This window comes from Paenibacillus dendritiformis (assembly GCF_015845845.1).
Taxonomy (GTDB): Bacteria; Bacillota; Bacilli; order Paenibacillales; family Paenibacillaceae; genus Paenibacillus_B; species Paenibacillus_B dendritiformis_C.
Genome location: NZ_LDIG01000096.1, coordinates 29,688 through 47,848, shown reverse-complemented (window position 1 = coordinate 47,848; position 18,161 = coordinate 29,688). Strand labels below are relative to the sequence as shown.

20 protein-coding genes and 2 pseudogenes are annotated in these 18,161 nt (G+C 54.1%); 4 read left to right on the top strand and 18 right to left on the bottom strand.

Translation table 11 applies throughout. The features are described 5' to 3' along the window. Nucleotides 1-14 precede the first annotated feature (14 nt). A pseudogene (locus tag ABD76_RS08130) lies at nt 15-230 on the top strand (DUF4097 family beta strand repeat-containing protein); the annotation flags it as partial. 91 nt (nt 231-321) lie between these two features. Here the strand turns inward: ABD76_RS08130 and ABD76_RS08125 are convergent. The 9 genes and pseudogenes from ABD76_RS08125 to gnd all read right to left on the bottom strand — a co-directional run bounded on the left by ABD76_RS08125 (nt 322) and on the right by gnd (nt 7,886). Next, complete coding sequence (locus ABD76_RS08125; protein WP_197255843.1) at nt 322-831, bottom strand: hypothetical protein; 510 nt, start codon at nt 829-831, stop codon at nt 322-324. A gap of 126 nt (nt 832-957) precedes the next feature. After that, nucleotides 958-1,191: pseudogene (locus tag ABD76_RS08120) on the bottom strand (CDP-alcohol phosphatidyltransferase family protein); the annotation flags it as partial. Between the two features lie 73 nt (nt 1,192-1,264). Then, nucleotides 1,265-1,474 carry a hypothetical protein gene (locus ABD76_RS08115; RefSeq protein ID WP_197255841.1) on the bottom strand — a complete coding sequence of 70 codons (210 nt, stop codon included), beginning with the start codon at nt 1,472-1,474 and terminating at the stop codon, nt 1,265-1,267. A 38-nt stretch (nt 1,475-1,512) separates the two neighbouring features. Further along, complete coding sequence (locus tag ABD76_RS08110; RefSeq protein ID WP_197255840.1) at nt 1,513-1,668, bottom strand: hypothetical protein; 156 nt, start codon at nt 1,666-1,668, stop codon at nt 1,513-1,515. 189 nt (nt 1,669-1,857) lie between these two features. Next, entirely contained in the window at nt 1,858-2,391 is a 534-nt protein-coding gene (locus ABD76_RS08105; RefSeq protein ID WP_197255838.1) for an HIT family protein, read from the bottom strand. A gap of 747 nt (nt 2,392-3,138) precedes the next feature. Beyond that, nucleotides 3,139-4,686 carry a gluconokinase gene (gene gntK / locus ABD76_RS08100; protein WP_197255836.1) on the bottom strand — a complete coding sequence of 516 codons (1,548 nt, stop codon included), beginning with the start codon at nt 4,684-4,686 and terminating at the stop codon, nt 3,139-3,141. 34 nt (nt 4,687-4,720) lie between these two features. After that, nucleotides 4,721-6,082, bottom strand: coding sequence for a GntP family permease (locus ABD76_RS08095; protein WP_197255834.1), 1,362 nt, complete (start codon nt 6,080-6,082; stop codon nt 4,721-4,723). A gap of 111 nt (nt 6,083-6,193) precedes the next feature. Then, the gene (locus ABD76_RS08090) at nt 6,194-6,868 is read right to left on the bottom strand and encodes a GntR family transcriptional regulator (RefSeq protein WP_197255833.1); all 675 of its coding nucleotides are present in this window, start codon (nt 6,866-6,868) and stop codon (nt 6,194-6,196) included. Between the two features lie 118 nt (nt 6,869-6,986). Beyond that, a complete protein-coding gene (gene gnd, locus ABD76_RS08085) occupies nt 6,987-7,886 on the bottom strand; it encodes a phosphogluconate dehydrogenase (NAD(+)-dependent, decarboxylating) (protein WP_197255831.1) in 900 nt (299 codons plus the stop codon). 405 nt (nt 7,887-8,291) lie between these two features. Here gnd and ABD76_RS08080 point away from each other — a divergent pair, with 405 nt between their 5' ends. Together ABD76_RS08080 and ABD76_RS08075 are read left to right on the top strand one after the other, a co-directional pair. Continuing rightward, nucleotides 8,292-8,612: a PadR family transcriptional regulator gene (locus ABD76_RS08080; RefSeq protein WP_197255880.1), complete on the top strand. Its 321-nt coding sequence runs from the start codon at nt 8,292-8,294 to the stop codon at nt 8,610-8,612. Between the two features lie 19 nt (nt 8,613-8,631). Further along, nucleotides 8,632-9,351, top strand: a complete 720-nt coding sequence (locus ABD76_RS08075) for a pentapeptide repeat-containing protein (protein ID WP_197255829.1) — start codon at nt 8,632-8,634, stop codon at nt 9,349-9,351. Between the two features lie 132 nt (nt 9,352-9,483). On the opposite strand, the gene ABD76_RS08070 is transcribed toward ABD76_RS08075, so the two are convergent. Together ABD76_RS08070 and ABD76_RS08065 are read right to left on the bottom strand one after the other, a co-directional pair. Beyond that, entirely contained in the window at nt 9,484-10,650 is a 1,167-nt protein-coding gene (locus tag ABD76_RS08070; protein WP_197255827.1) for a MalY/PatB family protein, read from the bottom strand. A 67-nt stretch (nt 10,651-10,717) separates the two neighbouring features. After that, the gene (locus tag ABD76_RS08065; RefSeq protein ID WP_197255820.1) at nt 10,718-12,082 is read right to left on the bottom strand and encodes an MATE family efflux transporter; all 1,365 of its coding nucleotides are present in this window, start codon (nt 12,080-12,082) and stop codon (nt 10,718-10,720) included. Between the two features lie 194 nt (nt 12,083-12,276). Here ABD76_RS08065 and xerS point away from each other — a divergent pair, with 194 nt between their 5' ends. After that, nucleotides 12,277-13,353, top strand: coding sequence for a tyrosine recombinase XerS (xerS, locus tag ABD76_RS08060; RefSeq protein WP_197255878.1), 1,077 nt, complete (start codon nt 12,277-12,279; stop codon nt 13,351-13,353). A gap of 107 nt (nt 13,354-13,460) precedes the next feature. Here the strand turns inward: xerS and ABD76_RS08055 are convergent, their stop codons facing one another. From ABD76_RS08055 to ABD76_RS08025, 7 genes are all read right to left on the bottom strand, one after another. Beyond that, nucleotides 13,461-14,210 (bottom strand): DUF4247 domain-containing protein, encoded by a 750-nt coding sequence (locus ABD76_RS08055; protein ID WP_197255818.1) that lies wholly within the window; start codon nt 14,208-14,210, stop codon nt 13,461-13,463. 11 nt (nt 14,211-14,221) lie between these two features. Then, nucleotides 14,222-14,728 carry a DUF4178 domain-containing protein gene (locus tag ABD76_RS08050; protein WP_197255816.1) on the bottom strand — a complete coding sequence of 169 codons (507 nt, stop codon included), beginning with the start codon at nt 14,726-14,728 and terminating at the stop codon, nt 14,222-14,224. A gap of 31 nt (nt 14,729-14,759) precedes the next feature. Then, complete coding sequence (locus ABD76_RS08045) at nt 14,760-15,164, bottom strand: DUF350 domain-containing protein (protein WP_197255814.1); 405 nt, start codon at nt 15,162-15,164, stop codon at nt 14,760-14,762. A 90-nt stretch (nt 15,165-15,254) separates the two neighbouring features. Next, nucleotides 15,255-15,929 (bottom strand): PspA/IM30 family protein, encoded by a 675-nt coding sequence (locus tag ABD76_RS08040; RefSeq protein ID WP_197255812.1) that lies wholly within the window; start codon nt 15,927-15,929, stop codon nt 15,255-15,257. Between the two features lie 233 nt (nt 15,930-16,162). After that, nucleotides 16,163-16,522, bottom strand: a complete 360-nt coding sequence (gene lpdD / locus ABD76_RS08035) for a prenylated flavin chaperone LpdD (RefSeq protein WP_197255810.1) — start codon at nt 16,520-16,522, stop codon at nt 16,163-16,165. Further along, the gene (locus ABD76_RS08030) at nt 16,519-17,454 is read right to left on the bottom strand and encodes a dihydroorotate dehydrogenase (RefSeq protein ID WP_197255808.1); all 936 of its coding nucleotides are present in this window, start codon (nt 17,452-17,454) and stop codon (nt 16,519-16,521) included. Before ABD76_RS08030 ends, lpdD begins: the two co-directional genes overlap by 4 nt. Then, nucleotides 17,435-18,136 (bottom strand): dihydroorotate dehydrogenase electron transfer subunit, encoded by a 702-nt coding sequence (locus ABD76_RS08025; protein ID WP_197255806.1) that lies wholly within the window; start codon nt 18,134-18,136, stop codon nt 17,435-17,437. The genes ABD76_RS08030 and ABD76_RS08025 overlap by 20 nt, the downstream gene beginning before the upstream one ends. Between the last annotated feature and the right edge of the window lie 25 nt (nt 18,137-18,161).

Genomic DNA, 18,161 nt, shown 5'->3' with positions numbered 1-18,161 from the left:
ATTTCCACAGCAATGTCAGCGTGTCGACCGGGAGCGGCAATGTGAGCCTGATTGTGAATTCCCCGGAGCCTGACCTCCGTCTGAAGCTGCGTTCGGGCAGCGGAAGTCATTCCGTCGCGATCCCGCTTCTTGAGCACAGGCAGAGCAAAGGCATGACCGAGGGAACCGCGGGAAGCGGGGCTCATGAGATAAGCATTAAGACGGGTTCAGGCCATATTTCCGTCCAATAAATGCAGCGAAGCCCTTCCGCGCATACGATGACTCGCGGCTTCCTTGTCCGAGTCCGTGCAATGAGGGGCTTCTTTATATCATTATTTCCTGTTACTTCTCATCCTCCAACAACTTTTTCAGATTGCGCTCGTTAATCCCTCGCTGCATGAATTGGAAGCTTAATCCGCTCAATCGCTGTGCGCGGTCGATGATCTGCCCCAGATGGTATCCGGTATGCTCCACCAAGTGATATATGTCCGCCGTATCCAGCCGTTCCACTGCGAATTCCCCCGCCAGATGCCGGGATATAAGCCGTTTCCACTCGCCGAACGTCTTCACCGTCCGGCTCCTCAGTACATTCACTTCGATGCACTCACCCGGAAAAAAATTCTCTATCCCGCCAGCGGCAGCATGACCGTGATTCGAATACCGATCAATATGGCGCCGGATATGCTCGCCAATATGAAGCACGATGCCGCCGATCGAATTGGCCTGCCCGGATTCCTTATGCCATACGTTTTCGGTGCTTAGCGAATGCAAGGCCGAATCCAGCTTCGGCGCATAATGATCGCACATGCGATGCAGTGATATGCGAATGAAGCGCTGATGGGCATCCTCCATCGGAACCCCTCCTCTCGATACAGATAAATTGCGCTCGTCGTCCCTCATGACCTTCTCGTTCTTCCGCTAACGATGGAAGCAGCCATGAATTCAGCGGTTATCCAGGTGAAGCCGATGCAAATTGCTGCGATCCGCCAGCGGATCCAGAAGCTTGCCGAGATTTGTAATCTGATTATATTTCCGCGCCACATACCCATCCAATTTGTCCGTCGCCGATGCCAGCACGAATAGCAGCACAGCCACCTCGGCTCCATATTCATTGGCGAAGCGGAGGATAGGGGCTTCAGCAACCATCCAATCCGGGTAAGTCTGATAGAACAGCAGAAACAGCGGAATCAAACCTATTCTTGCCAACGTAATCTAATTGGCCAAATTCATCGGGTTCCCCTCACCTTTCACTGCATGGAATCGCTCAATCTGCATGCCATCCTCTTTACCGGATGACTCCCAACAATTTTTGTTCAATATCGAATTGTTCAGGGTTGCTTTTGATATACACGATGCGTATATTGCTGACGCCAATCTTCATTGGAGGACTCTTCATCTCGATCTCATTCAGCGCATTATGCAAATCCGGAGCAGCCTTGTTCGCGGCCCGATCATCTTCATACTCAAAGAGATAGACCACATCATCGCTTTCCACTATGCGAAAAGCCTCTTGGTTGACGGCCCCCTTCGATATCAACGGATCGGGAAGGTCAATCGGCTGCCTTCCGCATCCCTGTTGTTCTTGACCTGCTCTATCGTATGAAAGGATACGGCGCGATCCTGGACGCTGCAGCCTGATAGCTGGATCAGAAGGAGAGCGGCCCAGACGATATAACCTAAAGCTCTCATCGCTTCTCCTTCCTCTTCACTTTGTTCATTCTACCCGTTCCCCGCACTAATAAATTGTACAAGTCCAATCAAGAACATCAAGCCAAAGATCCCGACAATGATCCAGAGCGCGTAATGCTTCCTCTCCTCGGCCGTTGCTTCAGTTGGGCTTCCACATCCGTAAGCCTCCGCTTTAGTTCTTCGATTTCCTTATCGACGTTCATCGTTCTTCCTCCTTTCCATTGAATCCCGCGCCGATTTCTGCAAGCCTTCCCCCAGAGTCTCAATGCCCTTCAGCACATACTGCCGATTCGCTTCGTCATTCCGCTCATCTCTCGCATGCCGCAATACGGGGCGAAGCGATTCGACCGAGCGTCCGAAGGCCTGCATCCATTCATAGCGCGGCACCATCCATAGATGGAAATGATGAGAGGTATCTTCATTATAGAAATAGTAAACCGATTCCATTTGCATTCGCCGACGGTGCACCGTCCGTAAATTGTGGACGAAAGCGATGAAATCCGACCGCTCTTCCGCCGTCATCTCGTCCCGGCCGTAGAAATGCCTTTTGGCGGCGACGATGACGAGTCCCGGTATCGGATAAGCGACATCTTGATGCGCATGGAAATGCTCGGTCTCCGCAATCGTTCCCCCATGAGGCTCGATCTGACCGCTCGTGAGGGCACAGCTTAAGCATTCCGCCACAACCGTGGGGCCGTCGGCCAATGTAATCGCTCTTCCCATGACGCCATCTCCCCATCCTGTTCTGCTCCTGCCGATCAAATATTGAGATCAAGCTGCAATGGTAAATACGCCCAAACTGCCGAATCGGTTCCGATTTTTTTCCATAATAACTAAAAAACGCCTTGCTTGCACTCCTATCCGCTTCTCGCTCCACACAACCTGCGACTCAGGGTGAACCTTGCGCTTCTGTTCTTTGCGCTACTCTCCCGTTGAGTCTGGGTGTTCTTGTACGCTCGTTCTTTGCGACACTCTCCCTTCGAATCAGTCTCCATCCGTTCTGAGCATCGTTTGCAAGTCTGTTCACTACAAAAAACAAGAGCGCTTCTTTGGTTCAGCCCTACATTTGATTCATTTGTACCTGACTGTTCCGCTGTACCTGACTGTTCCGCTCTTTCCTGATTCACGGGGAGATTGCGTATAAGAACCTCCAAGCACCCGGCCTTCCTGACGTACGGGGAGATTGTTTATAAGGAACTCAAAGCATTTGGCCTCCGGATTCACATAGTGAACGTGACGCAAGGCAATTCCTGCAAATTTACTGACCCAGGGAGCGTAATCGCAAGGCAATCCGTGCACTTTCCCTGAACTAAGGGAGAATCGTGAAAAGACAAGTTGGGTCTGCCGTTAGTTCCTCATTAGTATGATGGACTCCACTCCGTAAACGCATAAAGACCCTGAACAACGGTTATCCGTTGTTATTCAGGGCCTGTTTTGCCAAATCATTCAATTGCTTGCGAGGAACAACGGTTATGCCTCGAGCCATTTTCTCTGGAGCCGGGCGATCGCCTCATACTCTTCTTCCAGCTTGCGGAAGATGGAGATATAAATCGGCAGCAATTCGTGATAAATTACGGCATTCTCAGGGATGGGCTGATGCTTGTGCGTGGACCCGACCATGCCGGACACCACACCCAAGGAATCTGCCCTTCCGGTCGCATATAAGCCGAGCACGACAGCGCCGAGACAGGAGCTCTCGAAGCTCTCGGGCACGACAACCTCCTGATCGAATATATCCGCCATCATCTGCCGCCACAGGGCCGAGCGGGCGAAGCCGCCCGTCGCATGGATTTTGCGCGGACGTCCCATCTGCTCTTCCATCGCCAGCATCACCGTGTACAGATTGAAAATAACGCCCTCAAGGACCGCCCGGATCATATGCTCCTTCCTGTGATGCATGGTCAAGCCGAAGAAGGAGCCGCGCGCATTCGGATTCCAGAGCGGGGCCCGCTCCCCGGTCAGATACGGATGGAAAAGCAATCCGTCCGCCCCCGGTCTTACTTGCTCCGCTATCTTCGTCAGCAGATCATAGGAATCGATGCCAAGCCGCTTCGCTGCCTCTACTTCCGAAGCGGCCAACTCATCCCGTACCCAGCGGAACAGCATCCCCCCGTTATTGATCGGTCCGCCGATAACCCAATGCTTGTCCGTTAAGGCATAGCAAAAAATTCTTCCCTTCGGATCGGTTACCGGATGATCGACGACCGTGCGAATCGCGCCGCTCGTGCCGATCGTCGCCGCGACGACGCCCGGCTCAATCGCATTGACCCCCAAATTGGAGAGGACGCCGTCGCTCGCTCCCACGATCCCGGGCGTAGAGGCAGCGATTCCCATGGCATCCGCATAGGCCTTATTCAAATTCGTCAACTGATAGGTTGTCGGCACGAGCGTCGACAGCTTCGCCGGGGAGATGCCGGCAAGCCGCAGCCCTTCTTCATCCCAGTCCAGCCGCGCCAGGTTCAGCATGCCGGTGGCCGAAGCAATCGAATAGTCGACCACATATTCGCCGAACAGCTTGGCGATAACATACTCTTTGATGGAGACGAATTTATATGTTTTACCGAACAGTTCCTGCTCTTCATTACGCATCCATATTAGCTTCGTAAGCGGAGACATCGGATGAATCGGCGTTCCCGTGCGCAAGTACAAGTCATGTCCGACCTGCTCCCGCTTCAGCCGCGCGGCATATTGGCCGCTCCGGTTATCCGCCCACGTAATGCAGGGCGTCAGCGGTCTGCCTTCGGCATCGACAGCGATCACGCTGTGCATTGCCGAACTGAAGGAGAGGAACAGAATGTCGTCCGGTCCGGCTCCGCTCTCCGACATCGCCTGGCGGACGGAACGGAGGACCGCCTGGAAGATTCGCTCCGGATCCTGCTCGGCGATCGTGGAATTCGGCGTGTACAGGGGGTATTCCTCGCTGCCCCTCGCCACCGCTTGGCCGTTCTCCTCGAACAAGACCGCCTTGGTGCTCGTCGTCCCCATATCGATGCCGATCATGTACTTTTTACTGCTCATAGGTGCTACCTTCTTTCCCGTCATTCTCCTGCTCTTATACCACTGTACTGAGGAGGAGTATAAAAATCAATCCGACCACCGACAGCACGGTCTCCATCACGGTCCATGACTTCAACGTCTGCGGAACGGACATATTGAAGAACTCCTTCACCATCCAGAAGCCGGCGTCATTCACATGGGACAGCACAATCGAGCCTGCCCCGGTCGCCAGCACGACCAGTTCCACGTTCACGCCCGGATTCAGCGCCAACACGGGCGCGACGATGCCGGCCGCCGTCGTCATCGCGACAGTCGCCGACCCGGTGGCAACGCGGATAAGCGCCGCTACGAACCAGGCGAACAAAATGATATTGATGTTAGCCTGTGTGGCAATGGCAGCGATTGCATCCCCAACCCCGCTATTGATCAGCACTTGCTTGAAGGCCCCGCCCCCGCCGATGATCAGAATAATTGTCGCGGTCGGCGCCAGACATTCGCTCGTGAATCGGGAGATATCCTCCTTCTTGAAGCCTCTGGCGAAGCCAAGCGAGAAGAACGAGAATACGACCGAAATCAGCAAGGCGATAATCTCATGGCCAATGAACTCGCAGAATACAGTCCAGCCGCTAACCCCTTCCGGATCGACAATATTGGCAATCGACCCGATCAGCATCAGAATGACCGGCAGCAAGATAGTGAAGAGCGTGATGCCGAAGCCGGGAAGCTGACGCTCGTTCTTCAGCGCAAACTGCTCGGCCAGCTTTGCCGGCGGCTCGACTTGGATACGCTTACCTATGAATTTGCCGAATACGGGCCCTGCAATGATCGCCGTCGGCAATCCTATGAACAGCGAGTACAAAATTGTTTTTCCGAGATCGGCCTGATAGGCATCAATCGCGATCATCGGCGCCGGATGCGGCGGAACAAGCCCATGCACCGTCGACAGGCCGGCCAGAATCGGAATCCCGATTTGCAGAAGCGACATTTTCGTTTTGCGGGCCACGGTGAACACGATAGGAATCAGCAGAATGACCCCGACCTCGAAGAACACCGGGATCCCGACAATAAATCCGACGAACATCATCGCCCAATGGACGCGCTTCTCACCGAACTTGTCAACCAGCGTGGTTGCGATCTGTTCGGCGCCCCCCGATTCCGCCATCATCTTGCCGAGCATCGTCCCGAGCGCGATTACGATCGCGATCGTGCCCAGCGTTCCGCCCAAACCGCCCGTGATGGACTTTACCACTTCGAGCGGCTGCATGCCGGTCAGCAGACCGAGCAGCAGGGAGGACAGAAGCAGGGTCACAAACGGATTCCATTTGAATTTCGCAATGAACAGAATAAGAAACACGATCGCAACCAGTGTCCATAGAAGCAGGGTTACGTTGTGGCTTAATCCGAATATCGTACTCATGGTGCAGAACCCTCCCTTAACCGTACCTATCCTTGTTAACATGCCCAAAATCCAATTGTATACTTGTCGACAACTTGGGCGGGCAGAAGCCCGGTATCGGCTTCCTGCTCCTTATTGCGGCAAGCTAATATGAAGCGTGCGGCGCGAATCCGCGAAATAAGCTTGAACCACCTGCTGTATTTTATTCGCGTCTTTGGATTCCAGCCCCCGCACAATGGTCCGGTGCTTCTCGATGACCGTACGGAGCTTGCCCTCTCCTTCGGAGAAGATTTCCTCGGTCGTGATAAGCATGACCGTCATCACGATTTGGCGGATGCTTGTCCACAGATGCATAATACGGTTATGCTCCGCCGAAGCGATAATCGCCTCGTGAAAAGACAGATCCTGAAAAGCGAAATCGGTTACATCGCGATACTTCACAGCCAGCTCCATCTTATCGATGATCTGATTCAGCTTCACGATAAGCCGCTCCTGATCCGCGCTGGCCAGCCTCTGCTGTACGAAGCTCTCGATCAGGAACCGGACGTCATACAGCTCTTCGACATCCTTCATGCTGAGGCCAAGCACGACCGCCCCCATCCGTTCCAACCGGATAAGACCCTCGTTAGACAACGTTTTCAACGCTTCCCGGACCGGGGAGCGGCTCGTACCGAAGTCGGCAGCGACTCGGTTCTCCGAGATGATCTCGCCGGGCTTTACTGTTCCATTTATAATGTGCAAACGCAGCTCGCAGGCAATCGACTCCCCCAGGGAAGCGCCCTGCAGCCATTCTTGTGGATAATGCATCGAGCTCCAACTCTCCTAATGAAATGAATAATGTCCCCAATGAACGAAACAGATCTTCTCAAATTCTATCATATATTCACCGGAATATTCCATTAGGTCGAAGCTTGCCCAGGCTTGCTTAGCCCTTTTTCTCCACCTGATGTCCGCCGAATTCATTCCGCAGCGCAGCGACCACCTTGCCGTGGAACGTATCCGACTCCAGCGAACGATATCTCATGAAGAGAGACATCGCGATGACCGGCGCGCTTGCCTGCAGATCCAAGGCCGTCTCGACCGTCCATTTGCCTTCGCCCGAGCTCTGCATCACGCCGCGGATACCTTCAAGGCGGGGAGCCTTGGAAAATGCATTTTGCGTCAGGTCCATCAGCCAGCCGCGGATGACCGATCCGTTCGCCCACACGCGGGCGACCGATTCATAGTCGAATTCATAATCGCTCTTATCCAACAGCTCGAAGCCTTCGGCGATCGATTGCATCATCCCGTATTCAATACCATTATGGACCATTTTCAGAAAATGTCCGCTGCCGCTCTGGCCCGCATACAGATACCCTTGTTCGACCGCGATATCGCGGAAGAGCGGCTCCAGCAGCTTGAATACCTCTTCCTTGCCGCCGATCATGAAGCATCCGCCCTGGGCAGCGCCTTCCGTTCCGCCCGATGTGCCTACATCCATATAATGAATCCCATGCTGCTCCAGCTTCTCGCCGCGAGCGACCGACTGCTTGTAATGCGAATTGCCGCCGTCAATAATGATGTCGCCCTGCGTCAGGAGCGGAATAAGCGTCGCGATGACATTATCCACGATTCCGCCGGCCGGGACCATCATCCACACGATCTTCGGCGAAGGCAGCTTGGATACAAGATCTTCAATCGAGTCCGCCGCCATCGCTCCCAATTCCGCCGCCTTATGCCGCGGCTCCGGATTCACGTCATATGCCGCAACCTGGTGCCCATGCCGAAGCATGTTGCTTACCAGATTGAATCCCATCTTGCCGAGTCCTATCATGCCTATATTCATGCTGTCTCTTCACTCCTTGAATTACACTACAAGTATACTTGTATACAACTTTTCGCAGTTCCTATCTTACCTTGTTCTCGGGAATCTGTAAAGAAGTAATTTGTAAGCGATTTCGATGTACATACTTTGGCCGGATCGGCGACCTAGTATACCCCCGGCGATGTTCGCTCCCCTCCTTCCACCTTTCTCACATATCCCGCACCCGTTGGTGCCCGAAATTTTAAGCAGTGGAACTTTCCTGTCGTCATGTTTCTCCGCCTCCTCGCAATTTCCTGAAGAAGAGCACCTTCAGAGGCGCCAATTTCAATCCGCCATTGAATCATAATTACTTCTGTCACCACATTACCTTGACTGTCATAGTAATATGTTGTATGTTATATCTCAGGAGGCGATCCTTTGGTGAACATGCATATTTCATCCGACTTGCTTCGAGGACACACGGATACCATTATTTTGAAGCTATTGTTGAGCGGGGACAAGTACGGGTATGAGATTACGAAGCTGGTGCATGCCGGTTCCCGCGGTCAATACGAGCTCAAGGAAGCAACGATGTATTCCAGCCTCAAGCGCCTGGAAAAGGAAGGGAATATTACATCCTACTGGGGAGACGAAACCCAAGGCGGGCGAAGAAAGTATTACCGCATCACGGAAAAAGGCAAGCTGACACATGCCGCCAATAAGCAGAACTGGGAGCATGCCAAGCAAATTCTCGATATGTTAATTTAAGAAAGGCGGGGTATTTCATATGACAAACGGAAAATTGGCGCAATATTTGGACCGTGTATTTCTCCCTTATAAGGATGTAGAGCAAGTGAACGAGTTGAAGGAGGAGCTGCTTCGCGATCTGGAGGATAGACTGGCGGATCTCCGGCGGGAGGGAATCGATGAGGAAGAAGCGTTTCATATGACGATCGGTTCCATCGGAGATATTTCAGAGTTGATTGAGAGCATTCACGATCGGGATGCGATGGTTCAGCTTCAATCCAAGATGAATCTGTCGATGAGCGATCTGCGCCACTCCGATTTCCGGGGGGTGCGCATGCATGACGGCCAATTCAATTACAGCAACCTTCAGGACTCGGATTTCAGCGAGTCGGATCTGACGCATAGCTCTTTCAAGTGCAGCAACCTCCAGAACGCCCTTTTTCACGAAGCGAATCTGGCCCGCGCGCAGTTCTTGAAGTCGAACTTGGTCGGCGCACAGTTCAAGGACTGCATATTCAACGGCACGAGCTTCAAATCTTCCGATTTATCCGGCGTAAGCTTTGATAACCAACGATTTGAGGGCACCGTGTTCGACTATGCAGGGTTAAGGAAGACTTCGTTCCGGAATGCCGTTTTTCGCAATGTCTCATTTAAAACGGAGGTAAAAAAAGCGATATTCGACGGCGCCGTGATGGATAAAGTAACGTATGCTCTGCTGAAAGGCTACAAAGCGGACCTGTCCAAAGTTACCATCGTTTAAAGAAAAAACCGGAAAAAGACAAGGCCTCTTTCGTTGAAAGAGGCCTTGTTGTATGTTACGTTCCCGACAATTCGCGGTCCCGGGTATGGGCCGGCAAGGGCGCCGAGCGGCGGCCCCTGTCCGTACGCTTAGCTACCGCCGCTCCGCCGCCCGTGCCAGACGCTCCATCGCTTCCTCGATGACCGCCCGGCGCGAGGTCATATTGAGCCGCATAAATCCGCTGCCTTCCTTCCCGAAAGCATAGCCTTCACTTAACCATACTTTCGCTTCCTTCAGCGCCCAATCATTCAGTTCCGTGTCCGTCATGCCGAAGCTCCGCCAATCGAGCCACTTCAAATACGTTCCTTCTTGGGCGAACGTCTTCACCTGCGGAATGCGCTCGGCGATAAACCGCTCAATATACTGGCTGTTCCCTTCAATATATTTCAGAGCTTCGTCGAACCACGCCTCTCCCTTCGTATACCCGGCAATCGTCGCCTCAATGGCGCCCAGATCGAGCTCAGCGACACCGGCGCTTTCCACCGCCTTCCGGTATTTTTGGCGCAGCCCTTCTTCTTTAATGAAAATATTGCCCACTTTGAAGCTTGCAATGCTGAACGTCTTCGTCGGAGATGTCGCCGTAATCGTCCGAGCCGCCACATCCGGAGACAATGTCGCAATCGGAATATATTGATGCTCCCCATAAGTGAAATCATGATGGATATCATCCGAGAAAATAATGACGTCATGCTCCAGACACAGGTCAGCCAATCTCTGCAGCTCGTCCCGCTTCCATACGCGCCCTACCGGGTTGTGCGGGTTGCAGAGGAAGAACAGCTTCAGGGCCGGGTCCTTCACTTTCTGTTCGAAATCCTCGAAATCGATCTCATATCGGCCGTCAACCAGCTTGAGAGGGTTCGTAACAAGCGTCGCCCCGTTGGATTGAACCATTTTGGCGAATTGAGGATAGACCGGCGTCTGGATCATCACCTTGTCCCCCGGCGCCGTCACGGCCCGGACGGCGAACGCCATTGCCGGCACCACGCCTGGCGTCAGCACGAACCATTCCTTGGCCACATTCCACTGATGCCGGCGCTTCATCCAGTCGATGACGGCCGTATAATACCGGTCCGTGCATAAGGTATATCCATAGCTCGGGATGCTCATCCGGGCGAGAAGCGCCTCCCGAATCGCCGGCGCGGCCGGGAAATCCATATCCGCCACCCACAGCGGGATGCACCCTTCCTTTGATTGGCTGGAAGGAACTGCTTTGAGGGCGTCCAATGCCGCCCGATCAATAATTTTCTCGAAATCGTACATGTTCATCCTCCTCATCGTAATAAGCGTTACAAGCAATTCGCTAATGCCAAAAAGTACAATGCCTCTGCTACGCCGCCGCTCCTCCAGCCTTCGCATAGCGGCGTTCCATAATCGCGAGCCGCGTGAACAGACAGACCGCACCGGCGGCCAGACCGCTGATTAGCCCGATCCAATACCCGTATGCCGCAAGCGAGGTGAACTTAGCCAGCACGAATCCGACCGGAAGCCCGATAATCCAGTAGGACATCAAGGCGATCAAAAAGACCGCGTTCACATCTTTGTACCCACGCAGCACACCTTGGACCGGAGCCGCCACCGCATCGGACAGTTGAAAAAATATCGCATAGATGAGGAACGACTCGGTCAGCAGCCGCACATCCGGTTCATCGGAGTACATGCCTGCGACCTTGTGGTTGAACAGGAACAACAGCACGGCGAACAAGGAAGCCAGGGTCACGGCAGAGAAAATGCCAATGCGGGTATACTGCTTCGCATCCGTGAACCGCTTCGCGCCGGCTTCGAAGCCGACAACGATCGTCAAGGCCATCGCGATGCTCATCGGCAGCATATAGAGCAGCGACGAGAAATTCAATGCCGCCTGATGCGCCGCGATCGTATTCGTGTCATACTCGCTCATGAACAGCGTGACTGCGGCAAAGATGCTGACCTCGAAAAAGATGGACAGCCCGATCGGCGTTCCGATGTGAAGAATCTCTTTCCAGCGGGGCAAGGAAATTCCTCCCCATTGCCTCAGCATGCCCATCGACTGCATCATCGCATTGCCGCGCAGGAACAGAAAAGCGATAACGGCAATAATGAGATATGTAATTGCTGTCGCGATCCCGGCGCCGACGCCCCCCATTTCCGGAAATCCGAATTTCCCGAAAATAAAGAAATAGTTGAGAGTCACATTGACGGGGAAGGACAGCAGCGTAATGAACATGGTAACCCGGGTCTGCCCCAGTCCGTCAATGCTTGCCCGGAAGACGGTATAGAGAAATGCGGGAATGACGCCAAAGCCAAGCGCGATAAGATAATCCTTCGCGACTCGGTGAACTTCCGCCTCCAATCTCATGGCCGACAGAATCGGCTCGAGAACGAATGAGCCAACCAGAAGGACGACGGCGCCGACGATGACGGACAGGTACGCTGCCTGAGTTACGCTCGGAGCCACTTCCCCCTTCCGGTCCGCCCCCATATGATGGGCGATGATCGGAGTGACGGCCAGGAAGATGCCGCTAATGCCGGTATAGACGGGAGCCCAGATGCTGCCGCCGATCGCGACGCCGGCAAGATGGGTGGCGCTGTAGTTGCCGGACATGACCGTATCGAAAAAGGACATTAACTGCATGGCAACCTGCGTAACGAAGATTGGCAATAAAATATGCAGCAGTTGAACGATTTTTTGTTGCAGCGTAAACGTTTGCTTCATGATGTTGCCTGCTCCTTATCTTACATATTGTGTCAGCTCGCATAAGGCCGATATCGGCCGCTCTGCCCCGGCGACAAGGAGATGATTGCATGAGCGTCGAACACCTCACCCATTGTAACATCAAACGGAATCTTTTGCTTGAGAACGCAGGTTCGGTTACAATGTAGAGGAAGGAAAGGAGTGCTCGACCGATGATGACGATTCAGAAAGCGAAGGATCGGGCGGCGCTGGATGCCAAGCTGCCTGGCTTGCCATGGTATATCCAGCAATTTATCGAATATAAGCTACCCGATCTCTCCCCGTCGTCGCTATTGGAATACGTGCGGGATTACGAGATTTTTTTGGGTTGGCTCGTGGCGGAGCGGCTCACCGAAGCGGAGCAGACGCGGGATGTGACGCTTGCCGATCTGGAGCAGCTTCGGATGGAGCATATTACGTCCTTCCGCATCTATTTGACGACCTACAAAGAAGCGTCCAATTCCAGAGTGACGGTAGCCCGCAAGCTGTCCTCCCTGCGCTCGTTGTTCCATTATCTAAGCCAGATTGCGGAGGACGAGCAATTTTACCCGTTGTTGAAGCGGAACGTCATGGCGAAGATCGAGATCAAGCGCGTACATAAGCCGAAGGACACGGCGGCGAAGCTGAAGGGCAAGCTGCTGGAAGAGCAGGAACTGGACGAATTCGTCGACTATGTCCGCAACGGATACGCTCATGATGTCTTGGACAATAAGCAGGCATCCCATGCCCATGCTCTCAACGCGGTGCGCGATGCCGCAATCGTCAGCCTGATTCTGAACTCCGGGCTGCGGGTAAGCGAAGTCGTCAACTTAAATATGGACGATGTCGATATGAACCGGAAGCTGGTCAATGTCTACCGCAAAGGCCATAATGACGACACCTTCAAGACGCCCGTTTATTTCCGTGATAGCGCCAAGCAGCATCTGCAGGATTATATTGACCTCAGATCCGAGCGCTATGCGGCCCCGAAGAAGGAACGCGCCTTCTTCCTCGCCATCAAGAACGGGGAGAAGGAAGGCAAGCGGATGACGAAGCGGGCCATGCAGCAGATGATTCTCAAATACGCGAAGCGGTTCGGCAAGCCGGCTCTGACCGTTCATAAGCTGCGACATTCCTTCGCGACGGACTATTATTTGCATAATGATATTTACAAGACGAAGGAGCAGCTCGGCCATGCTTCGACAGAGACGACCGAGATCTACGCCCATTTAACGGACAAAACGATGTCCGAAGCGATCGAGCGCCGGGGATAGAATTAGGCGGATGGGCTCTGGCCCGAACGCGAGTCTAGCGTATAACTCCCCTTCTCGTCAGACAAACGCCGCCCTTCCCGTGAGGCAACGGGAGGGGCGGCGTTGGGTTATCTTCGCCGGAAGATGCTTCCTGAGCGGCTTCGCGTCTTCGGCGGTTTGTACTTCTTCACCCTCGGCGGCGTGTACTTGGATGAATTGCCGTACTCGTTTTTATTCCTTGTTATCGAGCCACGCGTATTGCTGTCCGACGGCGTGCGCTTGAAGATGCTCCCTCCGCTGCCGACCGTCGAGTCGTTGCTGTTCGTGCCGCGGCGAAAGATCGAGCCCTTCCGCTCGACGGTAAGAGGAGGAATCTTCTTCTTCTCCTCGGTCGTCGGCGTCCGGTACGGCTTCGCAGGCTTGTAATCTCCCCGATCCGTATACCCCCGATAGCCCCCCGTTCCCCGGAGCGAGTCGAACAGCGTATCCAGCAGCCGATATTGGAGATACATTTCCAGGAAGCTGCGATCGTAATTGTTCTTCACATATTCTTTGGAATCGACTTCGATCAGGCTGTCTTCCGGTTTTTCCGGGTCCTGCTGAATCTGAATCAGCTGATCGCGGTAGACCAGGAACATTCGCTCGGTACTGGTTTCGGAAATTTGCTCCGGCCTGCGCTGTTCGGCAATCGCCTCGGCCGCCTCCGGCACCGGCGTATTTTCAGCGCGATATACATAGGAGGTGCTGCTTCCGTCCCTTGCCACCGATTCCAGCGGATACGTTGCGGACAGATCAATCTGTCCGCACGCCGCCAGCAGCGGGAAGAGAAGGCTGGCGATAATGATCCATTTGACGGCGTTCCAACCCCGTGTATTCATGGCGGAGCTCCTCATGATCGGCGGATGATGCGCACATCCGCCGCGATGACCGCTTCGCCTTCATACAACTGGAAGCGGCCGTCCTGCCATTCAATGCGAAGCAGCTTCCGGTCGTCCGACTGGTACTGCCATACATATTGCTCCCCGGCTGTGCCGAACGGCGTCTGCCCCGTGCAGATCACTCTGCCGTCATATTGATCCTCCAGATAGAACCATCTACCGTCCAGCTCGATCTCGGTCGGAACCTCCTCCACGGAATCGAGCCGTCCATCAATCACTTGATACAAGCTGTAATAAGGCTGCTCCCGCTGCTCCACATGCAGGTACCGGATATTCGCCCCGTCACGCAAGGTAACCCAAGCGCCCGGGCGAACCCGCCAATCGGTACGTCCGACGACTTCATAGCTAATTAGAGATACTTCGCAAATATCTCCCGGCTCCAGCATGGACGGTGTTTTCTCCGGCTTCGGCGCCTCGGGCTTGGCCACTATGTTTTTGATCCGTTTCCACAAGCTCATCCGTATCTCTCCTTCCGTACCCCTCTGTCAATTACAGACAAGCGGCGATGATGAGCGCGCCTACGACATGCATCGAACCGGCCACCAGGGCGTACGACATGCGCCCCTCCTTCGTGCCTTCCTCCAGGTTCATGGCGAACACGCTCCGGAACAACAGACGGAGAACGAACTCCAAAATAAGGAGGATGATGAAGGAGACGGCCGACATGAACAGCGCCTCGCCCAGACTATACGCAACCTTGATCGAGCTCGACAGGATGAATCCTTGCGAGAACAGCTTCATCACGAAACGGGTCGTCACGGCGACGTTCCCGGCTCGCATCTCCTGAATGTCATTGTAACCCGTGAACAGCGAATCCACGAACATGAGCAAGAACAGGAGCAAGGCTCCTGTTGCCGTCCATACCGCGATCCCGGCAATATTGTCGAGAATCATGTTTATACTGCACTCCCCTTACCGTTCGATGAGATCTCCGTACCTATTGGTCAAGAAGGACGCTTGCCCTGTTGGCAAGCGTCCTTAATCTTACTCTGCGGATTTATTGTATTTTTTCATGATGGCCGCGAGTTCGTCCTCGACATCCTTGTTCTTGCCCAGCTTGGCAAACTCATCGTCAAGCGACTTGGAAGAACCGTTCATCTCGTTCGAGGCCTCTGCTTGAGCTTCCATCGCCAGCATTTTGTCTTCCATCCGCTTCAATCCGGACATGGCCGTATCGGAGCTGAAGCCTGCCATCGCCTTGTTGATTTCCGTCTGGGCCTTTGCCGCGTTATAGCGTGCGACCAGCGTCTCGCGCTTGTTCTTCATGTCGGAATACTGCTTCCGCATCTCGTCCAGCTTCGCGCGAAGATTGTCGGCGGAAGCCTTGTTCTGCTCGTAGCTCGCCTTATATTCATTCATCTTTTCCTCGGCCGCTTTTTTCTCTTCCAGCGCCCGGCGGGCGAGATCGAGATTATCGGCCTGCACGGCGATATGCGCCTGCTCCTCGCGCTTCTTCACCAATGCAGCTTGCTCCTCGTACGATTGCTTGAAGCGCTTCTCGATCGCTATCTGCTGAGCTACCGCACGTTCCGCTTCCTCCAGATCCTCTTGCATGTCGCGCAAGTATTGATCGGTCATCTTGATCGGGTCTTCGGCTTTCTCAATCAGCGCATAAATGTTGGACATGGTGAGATCACGCAAGCGTTTGAATAATGACATGGACAGTTCCTCCCTATGCAGTCTTATCCTCAGTATATCCTGGAAACCTTGGATTCCTGGGCATGTTGTTAATCCGTCTTTATACCCATACATACGAATGGAATCCGACGTTGTTTCACTTTTTTTTGCTCTTCCTAATTTTATCACGCGGAAAAGGAGAAGGATACCTGTCACGGCATGTGTGGGCCTAAAAGAAAATGCCGGGGCCGTCAAAGCGGCTCCGGCATTATTAATCAGATTTCCCGGCGAATCCGGTCCAATTCGGCGGTGAACCTCCGCCACGCCTGCTCCACGACCAACGCGATAAGGTCCTTCCGGAGCTGGTCGTAATGAATGCCGGCGGCGACGGTTACGGTCGTCCCCAGCGCTTCCGAGGCGTGAAGGGCCATGGCCGCGGCAAGCTCGTCCTCCCGATGCCCCGGAACGGCATGCGTGGCCACCTTCCACTGCCCCGCTTCATTCCACGAGGTCGATACGGCGCCGATATGCGCGTCTCCCCCACTTACCAGGAACAGCCAATCCCGACCTTGCCGAATCGCCTCGACCCGGATATCGGCTCCAGGAGGAGCGTCCTCGTTCCATGCCCCGCTCATGAGATAATTCCCCGGATTTCATCCAGACTGTGAATATTCTCTTTTTCCATGAACTCCCTCAGACCGTGCAGCAGCTCTTCGCCTGCCCGCAGATTCATGAAGTTGTACGTTCCAATCTGCACCACTTCGGCTCCCGCCATAATAAATTCGATGATATCCTCTGAGGAGGAAATGCCGCCCATCCCCATAACGGGGATCGTGACCGCCTGCGCGACTTGATGAACCATACGCAGCGCGATCGGCTTGATAGCCGGGCCGGACAGCCCCGCATACGTGTTCTGGAACACGCTGCGCCGCTGGTAGATGTCAATTTTCATTCCGGAAAAGGTATTGACGAGCGACACGCATTCCGCTCCCTCTTCCTCGCACATGACCGCCATATCGACCACATTCTCCGCGTTCGGCGACAGCTTGACCGCCAGCGGCAGCGATGTGACCTGCCGAACCTCGCGAATCACTTCCCGGGCGACCTCGGTCCGGATTCCGAAGGCCATGCCGCCCTCCTTCACATTGGGACATGATATATTCAATTCGATCATATCGACCGCGGGCCGGCTCAATTTGCGGCGGTCCTCGGCATCCTTCGTAATCTTCAACGCGCCAAGCACATAATCCTCAATCGTGCTCCCGCCAAGATTCGCGATTTTGACCGGTTCAATCTTTTCCCAGAATTTCATCTCTTCCTGAAGAAACGCATCGACGCCCGGATTTTCCAAGCCGACACTATTCAGTATGCCGCTTGCCGTCTCCAATATGCGCGTTCCCTCGTTCCCCGGACGCGGTTGCAAGGTCAGTCCTTTGGAGGCGATGCCGCCAAGCTGATTGATATCATAGTATCGGGCATATTCCTGCCCGAAGCCGAATGTGCCGGAAGCCATGACAAGCGGGTTTTTGAATTCGATCCCCGCCACTTTACACGCTAAGCTTCTCATGCCACGCCACCTCCTGTGCCTGAAATACCGGTCCGTCTGAGCAGACCTTGCGGTTGCCACCTGCCGTTCGCACGGAGCAGCCGTAGCAGGCTCCAATGCCGCAAGCCATTCTTTTCTCCAGAGACACGAACAGCTTCGTCTCCAACCCTTCCGCCATGCGGGCTGCCGCCTCCATCATTCCTAGCGGTCCGCATACAAAAATATTGTCGTATTTCTTCATATCGACATCAAGCAACAGATTCGCATCGACCCGGGCGACAAGCTCGCGCGCATAGGGAACGAATGCTTCCGTCATGTAGGACGCTCCCCGAAATCCGAGATAAATATCCGGCTTGTCCAGCTGTCTCGCCGTGTACAGCAGGGGCGCGATGCCAATGCCTCCGCCAACTAACGCGGTCTTCCCCTCCACTTCGGGAAACCCGTTGCCGAACGGCCCCTCGAGCTGAATGGTATCGCCTGGGCGAAGACAGGCGAACCGGGACGTTCCTTCGCCGCCGGCTTTGTACAAAAACTGGATAAAGCCCGGCTCCAAATTGTGAATGCTGATCGGGCGGGAGAGAACCGGATAATGGTTCCATGCCCGGAGCATATAGAATTGCCCCATCCGGCCTGCAAAAGCGCCTTCTACTGTCATGAGATAAACATCTTGAGCTATCTGATTGTTGGAAAGAATCTTATGCACGTGTCTGCTCCTTTGTTCACCTTTA